This window comes from Cellulosimicrobium sp. 72-3, from assembly GCF_013127315.1.
Lineage (GTDB): Bacteria > Actinomycetota > Actinomycetes > Actinomycetales > Cellulomonadaceae > Cellulosimicrobium > Cellulosimicrobium funkei.
Genome location: NZ_CP053419.1, coordinates 2844696 through 2861068, shown reverse-complemented (window position 1 = coordinate 2861068; position 16373 = coordinate 2844696). Strand labels below are relative to the sequence as shown.

Below are 16373 nucleotides of genomic sequence, written 5' to 3'. Positions count from 1 at the left end.
CACCCTCGTCAGCCCGGCCCGCCCCGCAGAAAGGACACCACCATGACCACCACCACGGCCGTCGCCGTCCACGGACCCGCCGTCGAGCGGTCCGACGAGATCCTCACGCCGGACGCGCTCGACTTCGTCGCCGACCTGCAGCGCCGGTTCGGCGCCCGCCGCGACGAGCTGCTCGCCGCCCGGGCCGCGCGGCGCGAGCAGGTCGCCCGCACGGGTCGCCTCGACTTCCTGCCCGAGACCGCCGACGTGCGCGCGGGGGACTGGACGGTCGCCGGCGCGCCCGTCGACCTCCAGGACCGCCGCGTCGAGATCACCGGGCCCCCGACGCCCAAGATGGCGATCAACGCCCTCAACTCGGGCGCGAAGGTCTGGCTCGCCGACCTCGAGGACGCGTCGACGCCGCACTGGAGCAACGTCGTCGGCAGCCAGGCCGCCCTGCACGACGCGACGCGCCGCACGCTCGCGTTCACGTCGCCCGAGGGCAAGCAGTACGCGCTGCGCCCCGAGACCGACGGCGACCCGCTCGCCGTCATGGTCGTGCGGCCCCGCGGCTGGCACTTCGACGAGGTGCACCTCACCGTGGACGGGGCGCCCGCCGTCGGCGCGCTCGTGGACTTCGGGCTGCACTTCTTCCACAACGCCGCGGAGCTCGTCGCGCGCGGGTCCGGGCCGTACTACTACCTGCCGAAGATGGAGTCCCACCTCGAGGCGCGCCTGTGGGACGAGGTCTTCACGCACGCGGAGCAGGCGCTGGGAATCCCGCACGGGACGATCCGGGCGACGGTCCTCATCGAGACGATCCCGGCCGCGTTCGAGATGGACGAGATCCTCTACGAGCTGCGCGACCACGCGTCCGGGCTCAACGCGGGCCGCTGGGACTACCTGTTCTCCGTGATCAAGTACTTCCGCGACTCCGGGCCGTCGTTCACGCTGCCCGACCGCGGGTCCATCACGATGACCGCGCCGTTCATGCGCGCGTACACCGAGCTCCTGGTGCAGACGTGCCACCGGCGCGGCGCGTTCGCGATGGGCGGCATGGCGGCCGTCATCCCGAACCGCCGCGAGCCCGAGGTCACCGCCCAGGCGTTCGAGAAGGTGCGTGCCGACAAGCAGCGCGAGGCCGGCGACGGCTTCGACGGGTCGTGGGTCGCGCACCCGGACCTCGTGCCGGTGTGCCGCGAGGTGTTCGACGGGGTGCTCGGCGAGCGACCCAACCAGCTCGACCGGCAGCGCCCCGACGTCCACGTCACGGCCGACCAGCTCCTCGACGTGGCGTCCGCGCAGGGGGACGTCACCGAGGCGGGGCTGCGCAACAACCTCTACGTGTCCGTCGCGTACGTCGCGGCGTGGCTCGCGGGCAACGGCGCGGTCGCGATCCACAACCTCATGGAGGACGCCGCGACCGCGGAGATCTCGCGCTCGCAGGTGTGGCAGTGGGTGCGCTCGGGCGCGTCGTTCACCGCGGGCGAGAGCGCGGGCACGACCGTCACCGCGGACCTGGTCCGCACGCTCCTGCGCGAGGAGACCGCGCGGCTGCGGGACGACGTCGGGCACGAGGCCTACGACGCCGGGCCGTACGACCGGGCGGCGGCGCTCGTCGAGGACATCGCGCTCAACGAGCACTACGTCGACTTCCTCACGCTGCCCGCGTACGAGGACGTCGTCGCGCACGAGCAGGACGCGTCCTGATGCCGGCCGGTCCCGAGGCGGGCTCGGTCCGCGGCTTCAGCGAGGAGGGCGTCGCGGCGCTGCACGCGTCGCTCGACGGGCTGCTCGCGCCCTGGGACGCGGAGCTCGCGGCCCGCTACCCGGGCGACGACGGCTCGCGCCAGCCCGTGCACACCGTCTACGTGCCGGGCGACCGGTACGCGGCGGGCCTCGCGCCGGAGTGGGCGGCCCAGGCGCGCGAGGCGGTCGACGGCGCGGGCGGCGTCCGTCGCCTCGTGGACCTGCTGGGCGTCGGGGAGGGAGCCGGGGGCGACCTCGCGGACGCCGTCGCGGAGCGCGTGAGCGCGAAGCTCGCGGTCGAGGCGATCGAGGACCTCCGGATCGACTTCGAGGACGGGTTCGGCGACCGCGGCGACGCGGCGGAGGACGCCGCGGTGATCGCGGCGGCGCGCGAGCTCGTCCGGGCCGAGGCGCAGGGCACCGCGACGCCGTTCGCGGGCATCCGCATCAAGTGCCTCGAGGAGGCGACGCGCCGACGCGGCGTGCGCACCCTCGCGCTGTTCGTCGCGGAGCTCGTCGCGGGTCGCGCCGCGGCCGGCGAGGCCCGCGGCCTGCCGGACGGGTTCGTCGTGACGCTCGCCAAGGTCACCGCGCCGCAGCAGGTCGAGGCGATGGCGCGCGCGTGCGAGCACGTCGAGGACGCGAACGGCCTCGAGCCGGGCACCCTGCGGTTCGAGGTCCAGGTCGAGACGCCGCAGGCGCTGCTCGCGGCCGACGGCACGGCGACGGTCGCCCGCCTCGTGCACGCCGCGCCGGGTCGTGTCACGGCGCTGCACTACGGCACGTACGACTACTCGGCGTCGCTCGGCATCGCCGCTGCGTACCAGTCGATGGAGCACCCCGCGGCCGACCACGCGAAGTCGGTCATGCAGCTCGCCGTCGCGGGCACGGGCGTGCGCCTGTCGGACGGGTCGACGAACGTCCTGCCCGTCGGCGACCCCCAGCCCGTCGACGCGGCGTGGCGGCTGCACGGGCGGCTCGTGCGCCGCTCGCTCGAGCGCGGGTACTACCAGGGCTGGGACCTGCACCCCGCGCAGCTCCCGAGCCGGTTCGCCGCGACGTACGCGTTCTACCGCGAGGGCGCGGCGTCGGCGCTCGCGCGCCTCGCGGCGTACGTCGGGTTCGTGCCCGACGCCGGGGGCGTCCTCGACGAGCCGGCGACGGCCAAGGCGATGGCCTGGTTCCTCGGACGCGGCGTCGACTGCGGCGCGCTCACCGAGACCGAGGTCCGCACCGCGACCGGCCTCGACCGCCCCGGGCTCGACGCGGTCCGCGTCTCCGGGCGCGCGCCGCAGCCCGTCGCGGGCTGAGCGCCCGCCCTCCCATCCTTCCCGCCGGCCGCCGTGGCACCGCCACCGGCACGGCCACGACCTTCGAGGAGTGACCCCATGACCCAGACCACCCCCTACTACACCCCGCAGGGTGGCCTGCCCGGCCAGACCGAGCTGCTCACCGACCGCGCGATCGTCACCGAGGCGTACACGGTGATCCCGCGCGGCGTGCTGCGCGACATCGTCACGAGCAACCTGCCCGGCTGGGACAAGACCCGGCTGTGGGTGCTCGCCCGGCCGATCGAGGGCTTCGCGACGACGTTCGCGCAGTACGTCATGGAGGTCTCGCCCGGCGGCGGGTCGGACCAGGGCGAGGACGAGGAGACCGTGCAGTCCGTCGTCTTCGTCACCGAGGGCACGCTCGTGCTCACGCTCGCCGGGGTCGAGCACGTGCTCGACCCCGGCGGGTACGCGTACCTGGCGGCGGGGGAGCGGTGGGCGCTGCACAACCGCTCGGACGCCAAGGCCGCGTTCCAGTGGATCCGCAAGGTGTACGAGCCGATCCCGGGCCACACCGCGACGTCGTTCGTCACGCGCGAGCAGGACGTCGAGCCGCGTGCGATGCCGGACACGGACGGCGTGTGGGTGACGACGCGGTTCGTCGACCCCGACGACCTCGCGCACGACATGCACGTCAACATCGTGACGTTCCAGCCCGGCGGGTCCATCCCGTTCGCGGAGACGCACATCATGGAGCACGGCCTCTACGTGCTCGAGGGCAAGGCGGTCTACCGCCTCAACGGCGACTGGGTCGAGGTCCAGGAGGGCGACTTCATGTGGCTCCGGGCGTTCTGCCCGCAGGCCTGCTACGCGGGCGGCCCCAAGCCGTTCCGCTACCTGCTCTACAAGGACGTGAACCGGCAGGTCAAGCTCGACCGTCGCCGCTGACGGCCGTCGGTCGCTCGTCGGCGATGACCCGCGAAGGGCCCGGTCCCCCTGGAGGGGCCGGGCCCTTCGTCGTCCGTGCGCTCCGGGCCGACGGCGGTGGCGCTGTTGACGCCCGGTGACGGGCATGCCTACACTTCCATACAGCAGAAGAAAAGTTCCGGAGAATGGAATCGCAAGGTCGCGAGACGCGGACGGACCCAGGGAGACGACGATGAGCCCCGCACCGACGTACACCGTCAACTGCTCGATCCTGCTCACGGACCTGCCGCTGCTCGAGCGGCCGGCCGCCGCCGCGGCGGCGGGGTTCCGGGGCGTCGAGTTCTGGTGGCCGTTCGCGTCGCCCACGCCCGCCCGCGACGAGGTGGACGCGTTCGTCGGCGCGATCGAGACGGCGGGCGTGCAGCTCACGGGCCTGAACTTCGACGCCGGGAACATGCCCGGCGGCGACCGCGGCCTCGTGTCGTGGCCCGCGCGCTCCGCCGACCTGCGCGCGAACCTCGACGTCGTCACCGCGATCGGGGAGCGCACCGGCTGCCGCGCGTTCAACGCGCTCTACGGCAACCGCCAGGAGGGTGAGACGCCCGAGGCGCAGGACGAGCTCGGCGCCGAGAACCTCGCGCTCGCGGCGCGGGCCGTCGGGCGCATCGGCGGCACGGTGCTCGTCGAGCCCGTGAGCGGCGCGCCGGCCTACCCGCTGAAGACCGCGGCCGACGCGGTGCGCGTCATCGACCGGGTCGCCGCCGACCACGGCGAGACGAACCTGGGTCTCCTTTTCGACGTCTACCACCTGGCCGTCAACGGCGACGACGTCGACGCGGCCCTGTCGACCTACCGCGGCCGCATCGCGCACGTGCAGGTCGCGGACGCGCCCGGTCGTGGCGAGCCCGGCACGGGCGACCTGCCGATCGAGCGCTGGACCAAGGACCTGCGCGCCGGCGGCTACGACGGCTGGATCGGCCTCGAGTACAAGACCGCGGCCGCCGACCCGTTCGCGTGGCTTCCCGCCGCCGAGCGCTGACGCGACCCCCGGCCGTCCGCCGGCCGCCCCGACCCCCGACCTGAACCACCCAGAGGAGCACACCATGGCCTCCATCGCCTTCATCGGACTCGGCATCATGGGCAGCCCCATGGCCGTCCACCTGCAGAACGCCGGGCACGACGTCGCGGGCTACAACCGGAGCCCCGAGAAGACCGCGCCGCTCGTCGAGGCGGGCGGTCGCGCGGCCGGGTCGGTCGCCGACGCGGTCTCGGGCGCCGACGTCGTCGCGATCATGGTCCCGGACTCGCCCGACGTGGAGGCGGTGCTCACCGGCGACGACGGCGTCCTCGCGAACGCGAAGCCCGGCGCGCTCGTCGTCGACTTCTCCTCGATCCGCCCGGACGTCACGGTCGCGCTCGCGCAGCAGGCGAAGGACGCGGGCCTGCGGATCGTCGACGCCCCCGTCTCGGGCGGCGAGCCGGGCGCGATCAACGCCGCGCTGTCGATCATGGTCGGCGGCACGCCCGAGGACTTCGAGGCAGCCAAGCCGTTCCTCGACGTCGTCGGCAAGACGGTCGTGCACGTGGGCCCGAACGGCTCCGGCCAGACGGTCAAGGCCGCGAACCAGCTCATCGTCGCCGCGAACATCCAGGCTCTCGCCGAGGCGGTCGTCTTCCTCGAGGCCTACGGCGTCGACACCGATGCCGCGATCGAGGTCCTGGGCGGCGGCCTCGCGGGCTCGGCGGTGCTGAACCAGAAGGCGCGCAAGATGCTCGACCGCGACTTCGGCCCCGGCTTCCGGATCGAGCTCCACCACAAGGACCTCGGCATCGTCACCGCCGCGGCCCGCGAGGCGGGCGTCGTCGCGCCGCTCGGCGGCCTCGTCGCCCAGCTCATGGCCTCCGCCCGCGCGAACGGCGACGGCGGTCTCGACCACTCCGGCCTGTTCCGCGGCGTCGAGCGCCTGTCCGGCCGCGACGGCTCCTGACCTTCCCCCTGACGACGACGTCACCTCCAGCAAGGAGAGAAACCATGCCTCGTATGCGTGCGGTGGACGCCGCAGTGGCGATCCTCGAGATCGAGGGCGCGACCCAGGCCTTCGGCCTGCCCGGCGCCGCCATCAACCCCTTCTACTCCGCGATGCGCGCGCACGGCGGCATCGACCACGTGCTCGCCCGCCACGTCGAGGGCGCGTCGCACATGGCCGACGGCTACTCCCGCGCGAAGCCGGGGAACATCGGCATCTGCATCGGCACGTCGGGCCCCGCGGGCACCGACATGATCACCGGCCTCTACGCCGCGTGGGCCGACTCGATCCCGATGCTCTGCATCACGGGCCAGGCGCCGGTCGCCAAGCTCGACAAGGAGGACTTCCAGGCCGTCGACATCGCGAGCATCGCCGCTCCGGTGACGAAGATGGCCAAGACCGTCCTCGAGGCCGGGCAGGTGCCGCAGGTCTTCCAGCAGGCGTTCCACCTCATGCGCTCGGGCCGCCCGGGCCCGGTGCTCGTCGACCTGCCGATCGACGTGCAGCTCACGGAGATCGAGTTCGACCCGGCGACCTACGAGCCGCTGCCCGTGCACCGCCCGACGGCGACGCGCGCCCAGGCCGAGAAGGCGATCGACCTGCTGCTCGCGGCGGAGCGTCCCCTGCTGGTCGCGGGCGGCGGCATCGTCAACGCGGGCGGCGAGGACCTGCTCGTCGAGCTCGCCGAGACGCTCGGCGTCCCCGTGATCCCGACGCTCATGGGCTGGGGCGTCATCCCGGACGACCACGCGCTCATGGCCGGCATGGCCGGTCTCCAGACGTCGCACCGCTACGGCAACGCGAACCTGCTCGCGTCCGACTTCGTGCTCGGCATCGGCAACCGCTGGGCCAACCGCCACACGGGCGGCCTCGACACGTACCGCGCGGGCCGCACGTTCGTCCACGTCGACATCGAGCCGACGCAGATCGGTCGCGTGTTCGCGCCCGACTACGGCATCGTGTCGGACGCGAAGGCGGCCCTCGAGCTGTTCGTCGAGGTCGCCCGCGAGCGCCGCGACGCCGGCCGTGCACGCGACTACGCGGGCTGGGCGGCCGAGTGCGCCGAGCGCAAGCGGACGCTGCAGCGCAAGACGCACTTCACCGAGATCCCGATCAAGCCGCAGCGCGTGTACGAGGAGATGAACAAGGCCTTCGGCCCGGAGACGCGCTACGTCACGACCATCGGGCTCTCGCAGATCGCCGGTGCGCAGTTCCTCCACGTGTACAAGCCGCGGCACTGGATCAACGCGGGCCAGGCCGGGCCCCTCGGCTGGACGGGGCCGGCGGCGCTCGGCGTCGCGAAGGCCGTGCCGGACGAGCCGGTCGTCGCGCTCTCGGGCGACTACGACTTCCAGTTCATGATCGAGGAGCTCGCGGTCGGCGCGCAGTTCAACCTGCCGTACGTGCACGTCGTCGTGAACAACTCCTACCTGGGCCTGATCCGCCAGGCGCAGCGGGCCTTCGACATGGACTACCACGTCCAGCTCTCGTTCGAGAACGTCAACTCGCCCGAGCTGGGCGGCTACGGCGTCGACCACGTCAAGGTGGCCGAGGGCCTGGGCTGCAAGGCGATCCGCGTGACCGACCCCGAGGGGCTCGGCGAGGCGTTCGCGAAGGCGCAGGCCATGGCGGCGGAGTTCCGCGTGCCGGTCGTGGTCGAGGTCATCCTCGAGCGCGTCACGAACATCGCCATGGGCGTCGAGATCACGGGCGTCAACGAGTTCGAGGACCTCGCGATCTCGGCCGAGGACGCCCCCACCGCCACCGCGCTGCTCGACTGAGCGCGCCGCACCCAGGAAGCAGGAGACATGACGGAGGGCGCGATGGGCACGGGTGAGGTGAGCGGTCGCGAGCACGAGTACGACCTCGTCGTGCGCGGCGAGCGCGTGCTCGTCGCCGGCGGGGAGCACCCGCGCGAGGTGGGCGTCGTCGGGGGAGTGGTCCGCGCGATCGAGCCGCTCGGCGCCGGGCTCGACGGCGAGCGCGTCGTCGAGCTGGGGCCGCACCAGGTGCTGGTGCCCGGGCTCGTCGACACGCACGTGCACGTGAACGAGCCGGGGCGCACCGAGTGGGAGGGGTTCGCGTCCGCGACGCGGGCCGCCGCCGCGGGCGGGGTGACGACGATCGTCGACATGCCGCTCAACTCGATCCCGCCGACGGTCGACGTCGAGGCGCTCGAGACCAAGCAGAAGGTCGCGCGCGACCAGGCGTTCGTCGACGTCGGGTTCTGGGGCGGCGCCGTGCCCGGCAACGCGGACGAGCTGCGGCCCCTGTGGGACGCGGGCGTGTTCGGGTTCAAGTGCTTCCTGCTGCACTCGGGGGTCGAGGAGTTCGGGTATCTCGAGCCCGACGAGCTGGAGGCCGACCTGCGCCTGCTCGCCGACTTCGACGGGCTCATGCTCGTGCACGCCGAGGACTCGCGCGCGATCGAGCGGGCACCCACCCCGCACGGTGACCACTACGACACGTTCCTCGCGTCCCGCCCGCGCGGTGCGGAGAACGTCGCGATCGCGGCGGTGATCGAGGCGGCGCGCTGGACCGGGGCGCGCGCGCACGTGCTGCACCTGTCGAGCTCGGACGCGCTGCCGATGATCCGGAGCGCGAAGCGCGAGGGCGTGCGCCTCACGGTCGAGACGTGCCCGCACTACTTGGCGCTCGCGGCCGAGGAGATCCCCGACGGCGCGACGCAGTTCAAGTGCTGCCCGCCCATCCGGGAGATCGACAACCGCGAGCTGCTCTGGGAGGGGCTGCTCGACGGCACGATCGACTGCATCGTCTCGGACCACTCGCCGAGCACGCCCGACCTCAAGGAGCTCGACACGGGCGACTTCGGGACGGCGTGGGGCGGCGTGTCGTCGCTCCAGCTCGGGCTCGCGATCGTGTGGACCGAGGCGCGGACGCGCGGCGTGCCGTTCGCGCGCGTCGTCGAGTGGATGTCGGCTCGCCCGGCGGCCGTCGCGGGCCTGCGGCGCAAGGGCTCGATCGCGCTCGGCTTCGACGCGGACCTCGCGGTGGTCGAGCCGGACACGGCGTTCGTCGTCGACCCGAAGGCCCTGCACCACAAGAACCCCATCACGCCGTACGCCGACCGCGCGCTCTCGGGCGCCGTCGTCGCGACGTACCTGCGGGGCGAGGAGATCACCCTCGACCGCCCCACGGGCCGCCTGCTCTCGCGCGGCGACGCGTGAGGGGCTGAGACTCCCGTGCCCGGCCGCGGGGGCCGGGCACGGGGAACCACCTGACCCGCGCACGACGAGGGGCGGCACCGCTGGTGGGTGCCGCCCCTCGTCGCGCGCGAGGTAGAGCCCGGGTCAGCCGAGGTAGAGCCGTGGTCGCCCGGGGTAGAGCCGTGGTCGTGACCACGGCTCTACCCCGGCGGACCAGGGCTCTACCTCGGCGGACCAGGGCTCTACCTCGGCGGACCAGGGCTCTACCTCGGCGGACCAGGGCTCTACCTCGGCGGGGTGGAGGGCGTGGGGTCAGGACTGCGCGAGGAGCTCGTCGAGCTGCTCATAGCCCTCGCGCACGCCGACCTCCATGCCGCTCGCGACGAAGCCGTCGCGGCCCTCGAACGAGTCGACGAGCGACGTCGCGGTGAGCCGGCTGCGGCCGTCGGGCAGGTCCTCGAACACGAGGCGGTCGAGCGAGACGCCGTCGGGGAAGCCCTCGAACGTGAACGTCTGGACGATGAGCTCGTCCGGGCGCACCTCGTGGACGCTGCCGAAGAACGCGTACTCGCTGCCGTCCGGGTCGACCTGGACGTACCGGTACGCGCCGCCCGTGCGCACGTCCCAGAGCTCGTTGCGCTGGGTGAGGTAGCGCGGGCCGTTCCAGCGCGCGAAGAGCTCCGGGTCGAGGTGGGCGCGGAAGACCTTCGCCGCGGGCGCGTCGAACTCGCGCACGATGCGGACGATCGGGAGGTCCGTGGGGACGACGATCTCGGTCTCGTGGGTGCCGGTGGTGGTCATGGTGCTGCTCCTGTCGTCGGGTCGTTCTCGGTGGTGCCGGGTCGGTCGGGCAGGTCGCGCAGGACGTCGTCGAGGCGCCGGTAGCGGTCCTCGGCCTCGCGCCGGTAGCGCTCGATCCACTTCGTCATGAGGTCCAGCACCTCCGCCTCGAGGTGCACGGGGGCGCGCCGGGCGTCCGTCGTGCGGGTCACCAGGCCGGAGTCCTCGAGCACGCGCAGGTGCTTGGACACCGCCTGGACGGACATGTCGTACGGCCGGGCGAGCTCGCCGACGCTGGCGTCTCCCGACGCGAGCCGGGCCACCATGTCGCGGCGCGTGGGGTCGGCGAGCGCCGAGAACACGCGGGAGAGCGGGTCGGCCGTCACGGGACCTCCTCGTGGGGCGCCGGGGTGCGGCGTCCGGTCATCAACTCATCGGTTGACAACGACGCTACGCCGCACTCGGAGAGTCGTCAACCCTTTGGTTGAGAAAGAGGCGTCAGACGCGCCGGGCCCGCTCGAAGTCGTCGAGCGAGACCTTCCGCTCGACGGCGTGGTCGACGATCCGCTCGGGGTACCCGGCCGGCAGCTCGCGCAGCGTCCACGGCTCGTGGACCGCCCGGCCCTCGACCTCCCGCAGCTCCGGCACCCACCGGCGCACGTACGAGCCGTCGGGGTCGAACTTCTTCGCCTGGGTGACGGGGTTGAAAATGCGGAAGTACGGCGCGGCGTCGCGGCCCGTCCCGGCGACCCACTGCCAGTTCAGCTGGTTCTGCGAGACGTCGCCGTCCGCGAGGTGCGCCATGAAGTGCTCCGCGCCGCGCTGCCACCGCACGTGCAGGTCCTTGACGAGGAACGACGCCACGACCATCCGCACGCGGTTGTGCATCCACCCCTCGCCGAGGAGCTGGCGCATCCCGGCGTCGACGAGCGGGTAGCCCGTGCGGCCCTCGGCCCACGCGGCGAGGTACGCGTCCTCGGCGGCACCCTCCGCCCACGCGTCCTCGGGCACGACGTCCCGGAGCGACCGCTGCGCGGCCCCCGGGTGGTGGAACAGGACGTCCGCGTGGAACTCGCGCCAGGCGAGCTCGGAGCGGTAGGCGAGCGCGTCGTCGGACGGCGCGGAGCCGTCGTGCAGGGCGCTCCGCACGTCGGCGAGGAGCGTGCGCGGGTGCAGCTCGCCCCACTTCAGCGGCACCGACATGCCCGACGTCGCGGGCCGGTCCGGGCGGTCGCGCTCGGTCGCGTAGCCCGCGAGGTGGTCCGCGAGGAAGTCGCGCCAGCGCCGTCGCGCCGCGGCCTCGCCCGCTGCGGGGAGCCGGGCGTCGGTACCGGGGTCGGCGGGGACGCCGTCCGACCGGAGCGTGGCCCACGGCACGTCGCGCGGCCTCGGCGCCGGGTCGCGCCAGCCGTGCTCGACCCACGCGTCGCGGAACGGCGTGAAGACCTGGAACGGGGTCCCGGTGCGCGTGCGCAGGCGCCCCGGCGCGACGGCGTAGGGCGAGCCGGTGCGCACGAGGTGCGCGTCGGCGTCGGGCAGCGCCTCCTCGACCGCGACGTCGCGGGCGACGCCGTAGGGCTCGAACGACGCCGCGACGTGCACCTCGCGCGCCTCGACCTCGCGCGCGACGGCGGGCACGACGGCGCGCGGGTCGCCGTGCCGGACGACGAGCCGGCCGCCCGTCGCCTCGTCGAGCGCGGCGAGGCTGCGCGCGAGGTAGGCGCGGCGCGGGTCGCCCGCGGCGCCCCACAGGCGGGGATCGAGCACGTAGAGCGCGACGACCTCGTCGTCCGCGTCCCGGGCGGCCTGCACCGCCGCGACGAGGGCCGGGTTGTCGGCGAGGCGGAGGTCGCGGCGGCACCACCAGAGCGTCGGCATCCGGCCACGCTAACGGTCGCAGGCGGTGCACGCCGGTGGGAGCATCGCAGGATGGGTGGTGACGACCGACGAGAGCAGGACGACGCGCGACGCCGCGCCCTCGAACGCGAGGCGCGCACCGAGCCGGAGGCCGGGGCGCCGCCCCTCGGGCCGGGTACCGCGGCCGGTGTAGGGGCCGCCGAGGGCCCCGCGGCGGGGGCCATCGTCGGGGACCACGCGTTCTTCGGGCACCCGCGCGGGCTGCTGACGCTCTTCACCACCGAGCTGTGGGAGCGGTTCAGCTACTACGGGATGCGCGCGATCCTGCTGTTCTACCTCACGGACACCGTGGCGAACGGCGGCCTGGGCATCGGGGAGACGACGGGCCTCGCGCTCGTGTCGATCTACGGCACCAGCGTGTACCTGCTGTCCGTCGTGGGCGGCTGGCTCGCGGACCGCGTGATCGGGTCCCGGCGCTCCGTCCTGTACGGCGGCATCATCATCGCGGCCGGGCACGTGAGCCTCACGGTCCCCGGCGCGGGCTTCTCGATGGTGGGCATCGCGCTCGTCGCGCTCGGCACCGGCCTGCTCAAGCCGAACGTGTCGTCGATGGTCGGCGAGCTGTACGCGCGCGACGACCCGCGCCGCGACTCGGGCTTCTCGATCTTCTACATGGGCATCAACCTCGGCTCGTTCGTCGCGCCGTTCCTCGTGGGCGCCGCGCGCGCCTGGGGCGGGTACCACGCGGGCTTCGCCGTCGCGGCGGTGGGCATGGCGGTCGCGCTCGTGTTCTTCGTCGCGGGCCGGCGCTACCTCGGCGAGGCGGGGGCGCACGTGCCCAACCCCGTCCGCCCCGAGGAGCGCGCGAAGATCGCGCGGATCTTCCTCCTCATCGCGGGCGGCGTGGTGCTCGTCGGTCTGGTCGCCGTCCTCGTCGCCGGCGGGTTCGAGATCTCGACCTTCATCGACACGATGTCCTACCTGGCGTTCCTCGCGCCGATCGCCTACTTCATCGTCATGTACCGCTCGCCGCGCGTGACGGACGCCGAGCGGCCGCGCGTCATCGCGTACATCCCGCTGTTCGTCGCGGCGATGCTCTTCTGGATGATCTTCGAGCAGGCGGCCACGACGCTCTCGGCGTTCGCGAAGGACCGCACCGACCTGACGTTCTTCGGCGTGGGCATCAGCCCCGAGTTCTTCCAGTCGGTGAACCCGCTGTCGATCATCGTCCTCGCGCCCGTGTTCGCGTGGATCTGGCTTAAGACGGGCGACCGCCCGACGACGGCCAACAAGTTCGCGATCGGCCTCACCCTCGCGTCGGTGTCGTTCCTCTTCCTCGCGGCCGCGTCGGCCGTCGTCGGCGACGGCAAGGCGCCGTCGTGGGTGCTCGTGCTCGTCTACGTGATCCAGACGCTCGGCGAGCTGTGCCTGTCGCCGGTCGGCCTCGCCGCGACGACCCTGCTCGCGCCGAAGGCGTTCCGGTCCCAGGCGATGGCCCTGTGGTTCCTCGCGCCCGCCGCCGGGCAGGCCATCACCGCGCAGGTCGTGCAGGTCACCGAGGGTGCCTCCGACACCGCGTACTTCGGCGGCATCGGCGCCATCACCCTCGTGTTCGCGCTCGCGCTGTTCGCGCTCGCGCCGTGGGTCACGCGGCACATCCGCCACGCCGACGAGCTCGAGGGCGCGCACACCGCCGGGGCCTGAGGGCGGCGTCGGACGACGGAGCGGGGCCGCGACGTCGCGGCCCCGCTCCGGTCCTGCACCCGTGGTGGTGCCAGTCCCGCGGCGCGTCAGCGCAGCCAGGCCGCCCGGCGCACGAGGGGGAGGGCCGCCCAGCGTCGGCCGAGGCCCCACGTGTCGCCCGCGAGCGTCGTCGCGAGGACGGCGAGTAGCAGGATCACGAGGACGTGGTCGTCGACGACCGGGTTGTTCGAACCGGCCGCGAGCGGCCACTGCGAGAGCCACAGCATCGCGAACAGGACCGTGCCGCTCACCGCGGCGACCCGCAGGCCGATCCCCAGCAGGAGCGCGAGGCCGACGCCCAGCAGCCCGAGCATGAAGAGCCAGTCGGTGACGGGGCTCGCCATCGCGGCGAACGTGCTCGCGAGCGGGCCCTGGGCGCCGTTCTCGAGGTAGCCCTGCGTGGGTGCGCCCCCCGCGAGCCACGCGCGCTCGCGCGGGGTCGCGTACCCGAGGCCGACGAGCTTGTCGGTGAACGGCCACAGGAAGACGACGGCCGTGCCGATCCGCGTGAGCGCGAGGGCGTGGCGGGCCGACGAGCGCGTGACGACGTCGTCCTGGGTGACGGGGCCGGTGGTGCGCGCTGCGGCCCCCGGGGTGGCGCCGGGCGGCGCGGACGTGGTGGACGTGGACATGGAGGTGCCCCCTCGGGGAGAAGTGGTCGGGTCGGGGCCGGCGAGGACCCACCCCGACCCGAGCGGTGTGCCGCTCCCCGTCGAGGCGTCGCGGTGGTCGTCCGGCCGTGACGTGCTCGCCCACGGTGGCAGGGGTACGGGAGGCGGTTCAACCCTTACGTCCGGATCGCGTGGACATCCCGTAGGTCCCTCGGGGCTACGTACGTAGGCCGCACGACCACGAGACGGACGCCTCGGCCGGACCGCCCCGACGAGGCGTAATGTGACCCGGCGGCCGGAGGATCGGTCGCAGCACCCCGTCGAAGGAGCTGACCCGGAATGAGCCGCCCCCTGCGCTCTCGGACGTCCACCCACGGCCGCAACATGGCCGGCGCCCGCGCCCTCTGGCGCGCGACCGGCATGGGCGCGGAGGACTTCGGCAAGCCGATCATCGCGATCGCCAACTCGTACACGCAGTTCGTCCCCGGCCACGTACACCTCAAGGACATGGGCGACCTCGTCGCGTCCGCGATCCGCGAGGCCGGCGGCGTCTCCAAGGAGTTCAACACGATCGCCGTGGACGACGGCATCGCCATGGGCCACGGCGGCATGCTCTACTCGCTCCCGAGCCGTGACCTCATCGCCGACTCGGTCGAGTACATGGTCAACGCGCACTGCGCCGACGCCCTCGTGTGCATCTCTAACTGCGACAAGATCACGCCCGGCATGCTCAACGCCGCGCTGCGGCTCAACATCCCGGTGATCTTCGTGTCCGGCGGGCCCATGGAGGCCGGCAAGGCGGTCGTCGCCGACGGCGTCGCGAAGACCCCGCTCAACCTCGTCAACGCGATCAACTACTCGGCCGACGACGCGGTGTCCGACGCCGCGCTCGCCCAGGTCGAGGAGAACGCGTGCCCCACGTGCGGGTCGTGCTCCGGCATGTTCACCGCGAACTCGATGAACTGCCTCACCGAGGCGCTCGGCCTGTCGCTCCCCGGCAACGGCTCGACCCTCGCGACGCACGCCGCGCGCAAGGAGCTCTTCCTCGAGGCCGGCCGCACGATCGTCGGGCTCGCGAAGCGCTACTACGAGGACGAGGACGACTCCGTCGCGCCCCGCTCGATCGCGACCAAGGCCGCGTTCTCGAACGCCATGGCGCTCGACGTCGCGATGGGCGGCTCGACGAACACCGTGCTGCACATCCTCGCCGCCGCGCAGGAGGGGGGCGTCGACTTCGACCTCACCGACATCGAGCGCATCAGCCGCCAGGTGCCGTGCCTGTCCAAGGTCGCGCCGAACCACCCGAACTTCCACATGGAGGACGTGCACCGCGCCGGCGGCATCCCCGCCCTCCTGGGCGAGCTCGACCGCGCGGGCCTGCTCGACCACGACGTCACGAGCGTCCACACGCCGACGCTGCGCGAGTGGCTCGACGACTGGGACGTCCGGGGCGGCAAGGCGACCGAGCGGGCCGTCGAGCTGTTCCACGCGGCGCCCGGGGGAGTGCGCACCACGCAGGCGTTCTCGACGTCGAACCGCTGGGAGTCGCTCGACACCGACGCGGCCGAGGGCTGCATCCGCGACCTCGAGCACGCGTACACCGTCGAGGGCGGGCTCGCCGTGCTGCGCGGCAACCTCGCCGAGGACGGCGCCGTGTTCAAGACCGCCGGCGTCGACCCGGACGTCTTCCACTTCGTCGGCACGGCGCTCGTCTGCGAGTCGCAGGACGAGGCCGTCGAGAAGATCCTCACCAAGCAGGTCCAGCCCGGGCACGTCGTCGTCGTGCGCTACGAGGGCCCCGCGGGCGGCCCCGGCATGCAGGAGATGCTGTACCCGACGTCGTTCATCAAGGGCCGCGGCCTCGGCAAGGTCACCGCGCTCATCACCGACGGCCGCTTCTCCGGCGGGTCGTCGGGCATCTCCGTCGGCCACGTCTCGCCCGAGGCCGCCGCGGGCGGCGTCATCGGCCTCGTCGAGGACGGCGACGAGATCGAGATCGACGTCGACACGCGCCTCATCCGCCTCAACGTGCCCGACGACGTGCTCGCCGAGCGCCGCGCCAAGATGGAGGCGCGCGAGAACCCGTGGCAGCCGGTCGACCGCGACCGCTACGTCTCGCCCGCCCTCCAGGCCTATGCCGCCATGGCGACGTCCGCCGACCGCGGCGCCGTCCGCGACGTGTCGCTCATCAAGCGCCGCTGACCCGACGACGACGGGCCCGCACCTCCCGAGGTGCGGGCCCGTCGTCGTGCGCGGGCGCGG

General features: G+C 73.3%; 13 protein-coding genes. 9 read left to right on the top strand and 4 right to left on the bottom strand.

Annotation, left to right across the window (positions count from 1 at the left end):
- The first annotated feature begins 42 nt into the window (after window positions 1-42).
- The 7 genes from aceB to allB all read left to right on the top strand — a co-directional run bounded on the left by aceB (window position 43) and on the right by allB (window position 9141).
- Window positions 43-1689, top strand: a complete 1647-nt coding sequence (aceB, locus tag HKK73_RS12970; protein WP_171468158.1) for a malate synthase A — start codon at window positions 43-45, stop codon at window positions 1687-1689.
- The gene (locus HKK73_RS12965) at window positions 1689-3038 is read left to right on the top strand and encodes an aldolase/citrate lyase family protein (protein ID WP_171468157.1); all 1350 of its coding nucleotides are present in this window, start codon (window positions 1689-1691) and stop codon (window positions 3036-3038) included. Before aceB ends, HKK73_RS12965 begins: the two co-directional genes overlap by 1 nt.
- A 78-nt stretch (window positions 3039-3116) precedes the next feature.
- Window positions 3117-3947 (top strand): bifunctional allantoicase/(S)-ureidoglycine aminohydrolase, encoded by an 831-nt coding sequence (locus tag HKK73_RS12960; RefSeq protein WP_171468156.1) that lies wholly within the window; start codon window positions 3117-3119, stop codon window positions 3945-3947.
- 211 nt (window positions 3948-4158) lie between these two features.
- Window positions 4159-4965, top strand: a complete 807-nt coding sequence (locus tag HKK73_RS12955; protein ID WP_034652231.1) for a hydroxypyruvate isomerase family protein — start codon at window positions 4159-4161, stop codon at window positions 4963-4965.
- A gap of 64 nt (window positions 4966-5029) precedes the next feature.
- Window positions 5030-5914, top strand: a complete 885-nt coding sequence (locus HKK73_RS12950; protein WP_085387608.1) for a 2-hydroxy-3-oxopropionate reductase — start codon at window positions 5030-5032, stop codon at window positions 5912-5914.
- Window positions 5915-5958: 44 nt separating this feature from the next.
- Complete coding sequence (gene gcl / locus HKK73_RS12945) at window positions 5959-7734, top strand: glyoxylate carboligase (RefSeq protein ID WP_021481125.1); 1776 nt, start codon at window positions 5959-5961, stop codon at window positions 7732-7734.
- A 27-nt stretch (window positions 7735-7761) separates the two neighbouring features.
- On the top strand, window positions 7762-9141 hold the full coding sequence (allB, locus tag HKK73_RS12940; RefSeq protein WP_253705640.1) for an allantoinase AllB: 1380 nt from the start codon (window positions 7762-7764) through the stop codon (window positions 9139-9141).
- A gap of 291 nt (window positions 9142-9432) precedes the next feature.
- Here the strand turns inward: allB and HKK73_RS12935 are convergent, their stop codons facing one another.
- The 3 genes from HKK73_RS12935 to HKK73_RS12925 all read right to left on the bottom strand — a co-directional run bounded on the left by HKK73_RS12935 (window position 9433) and on the right by HKK73_RS12925 (window position 11778).
- Complete coding sequence (locus tag HKK73_RS12935; RefSeq protein WP_034652234.1) at window positions 9433-9921, bottom strand: SRPBCC family protein; 489 nt, start codon at window positions 9919-9921, stop codon at window positions 9433-9435.
- Window positions 9918-10286 (bottom strand): helix-turn-helix transcriptional regulator, encoded by a 369-nt coding sequence (locus HKK73_RS12930; RefSeq protein ID WP_043654229.1) that lies wholly within the window; start codon window positions 10284-10286, stop codon window positions 9918-9920. The genes HKK73_RS12935 and HKK73_RS12930 overlap by 4 nt, the downstream gene beginning before the upstream one ends.
- A 112-nt stretch (window positions 10287-10398) precedes the next feature.
- Entirely contained in the window at window positions 10399-11778 is a 1380-nt protein-coding gene (locus tag HKK73_RS12925) for a deoxyribodipyrimidine photo-lyase (protein WP_034652238.1), read from the bottom strand.
- A 51-nt stretch (window positions 11779-11829) separates the two neighbouring features.
- On the opposite strand from HKK73_RS12925, the gene HKK73_RS12920 reads away from it, so the two are divergent.
- The gene (locus HKK73_RS12920; RefSeq protein WP_081600138.1) at window positions 11830-13461 is read left to right on the top strand and encodes a peptide MFS transporter; all 1632 of its coding nucleotides are present in this window, start codon (window positions 11830-11832) and stop codon (window positions 13459-13461) included.
- An 86-nt stretch (window positions 13462-13547) separates the two neighbouring features.
- Here the strand turns inward: HKK73_RS12920 and HKK73_RS12915 are convergent, their stop codons facing one another.
- The gene (locus tag HKK73_RS12915; protein WP_171468155.1) at window positions 13548-14132 is read right to left on the bottom strand and encodes a DoxX family protein; all 585 of its coding nucleotides are present in this window, start codon (window positions 14130-14132) and stop codon (window positions 13548-13550) included.
- A gap of 318 nt (window positions 14133-14450) precedes the next feature.
- On the opposite strand from HKK73_RS12915, the gene ilvD reads away from it, so the two are divergent.
- Window positions 14451-16313: a dihydroxy-acid dehydratase gene (ilvD, locus tag HKK73_RS12910; protein ID WP_021482360.1), complete on the top strand. Its 1863-nt coding sequence runs from the start codon at window positions 14451-14453 to the stop codon at window positions 16311-16313.
- Window positions 16314-16373: the final 60 nt, after the last annotated feature.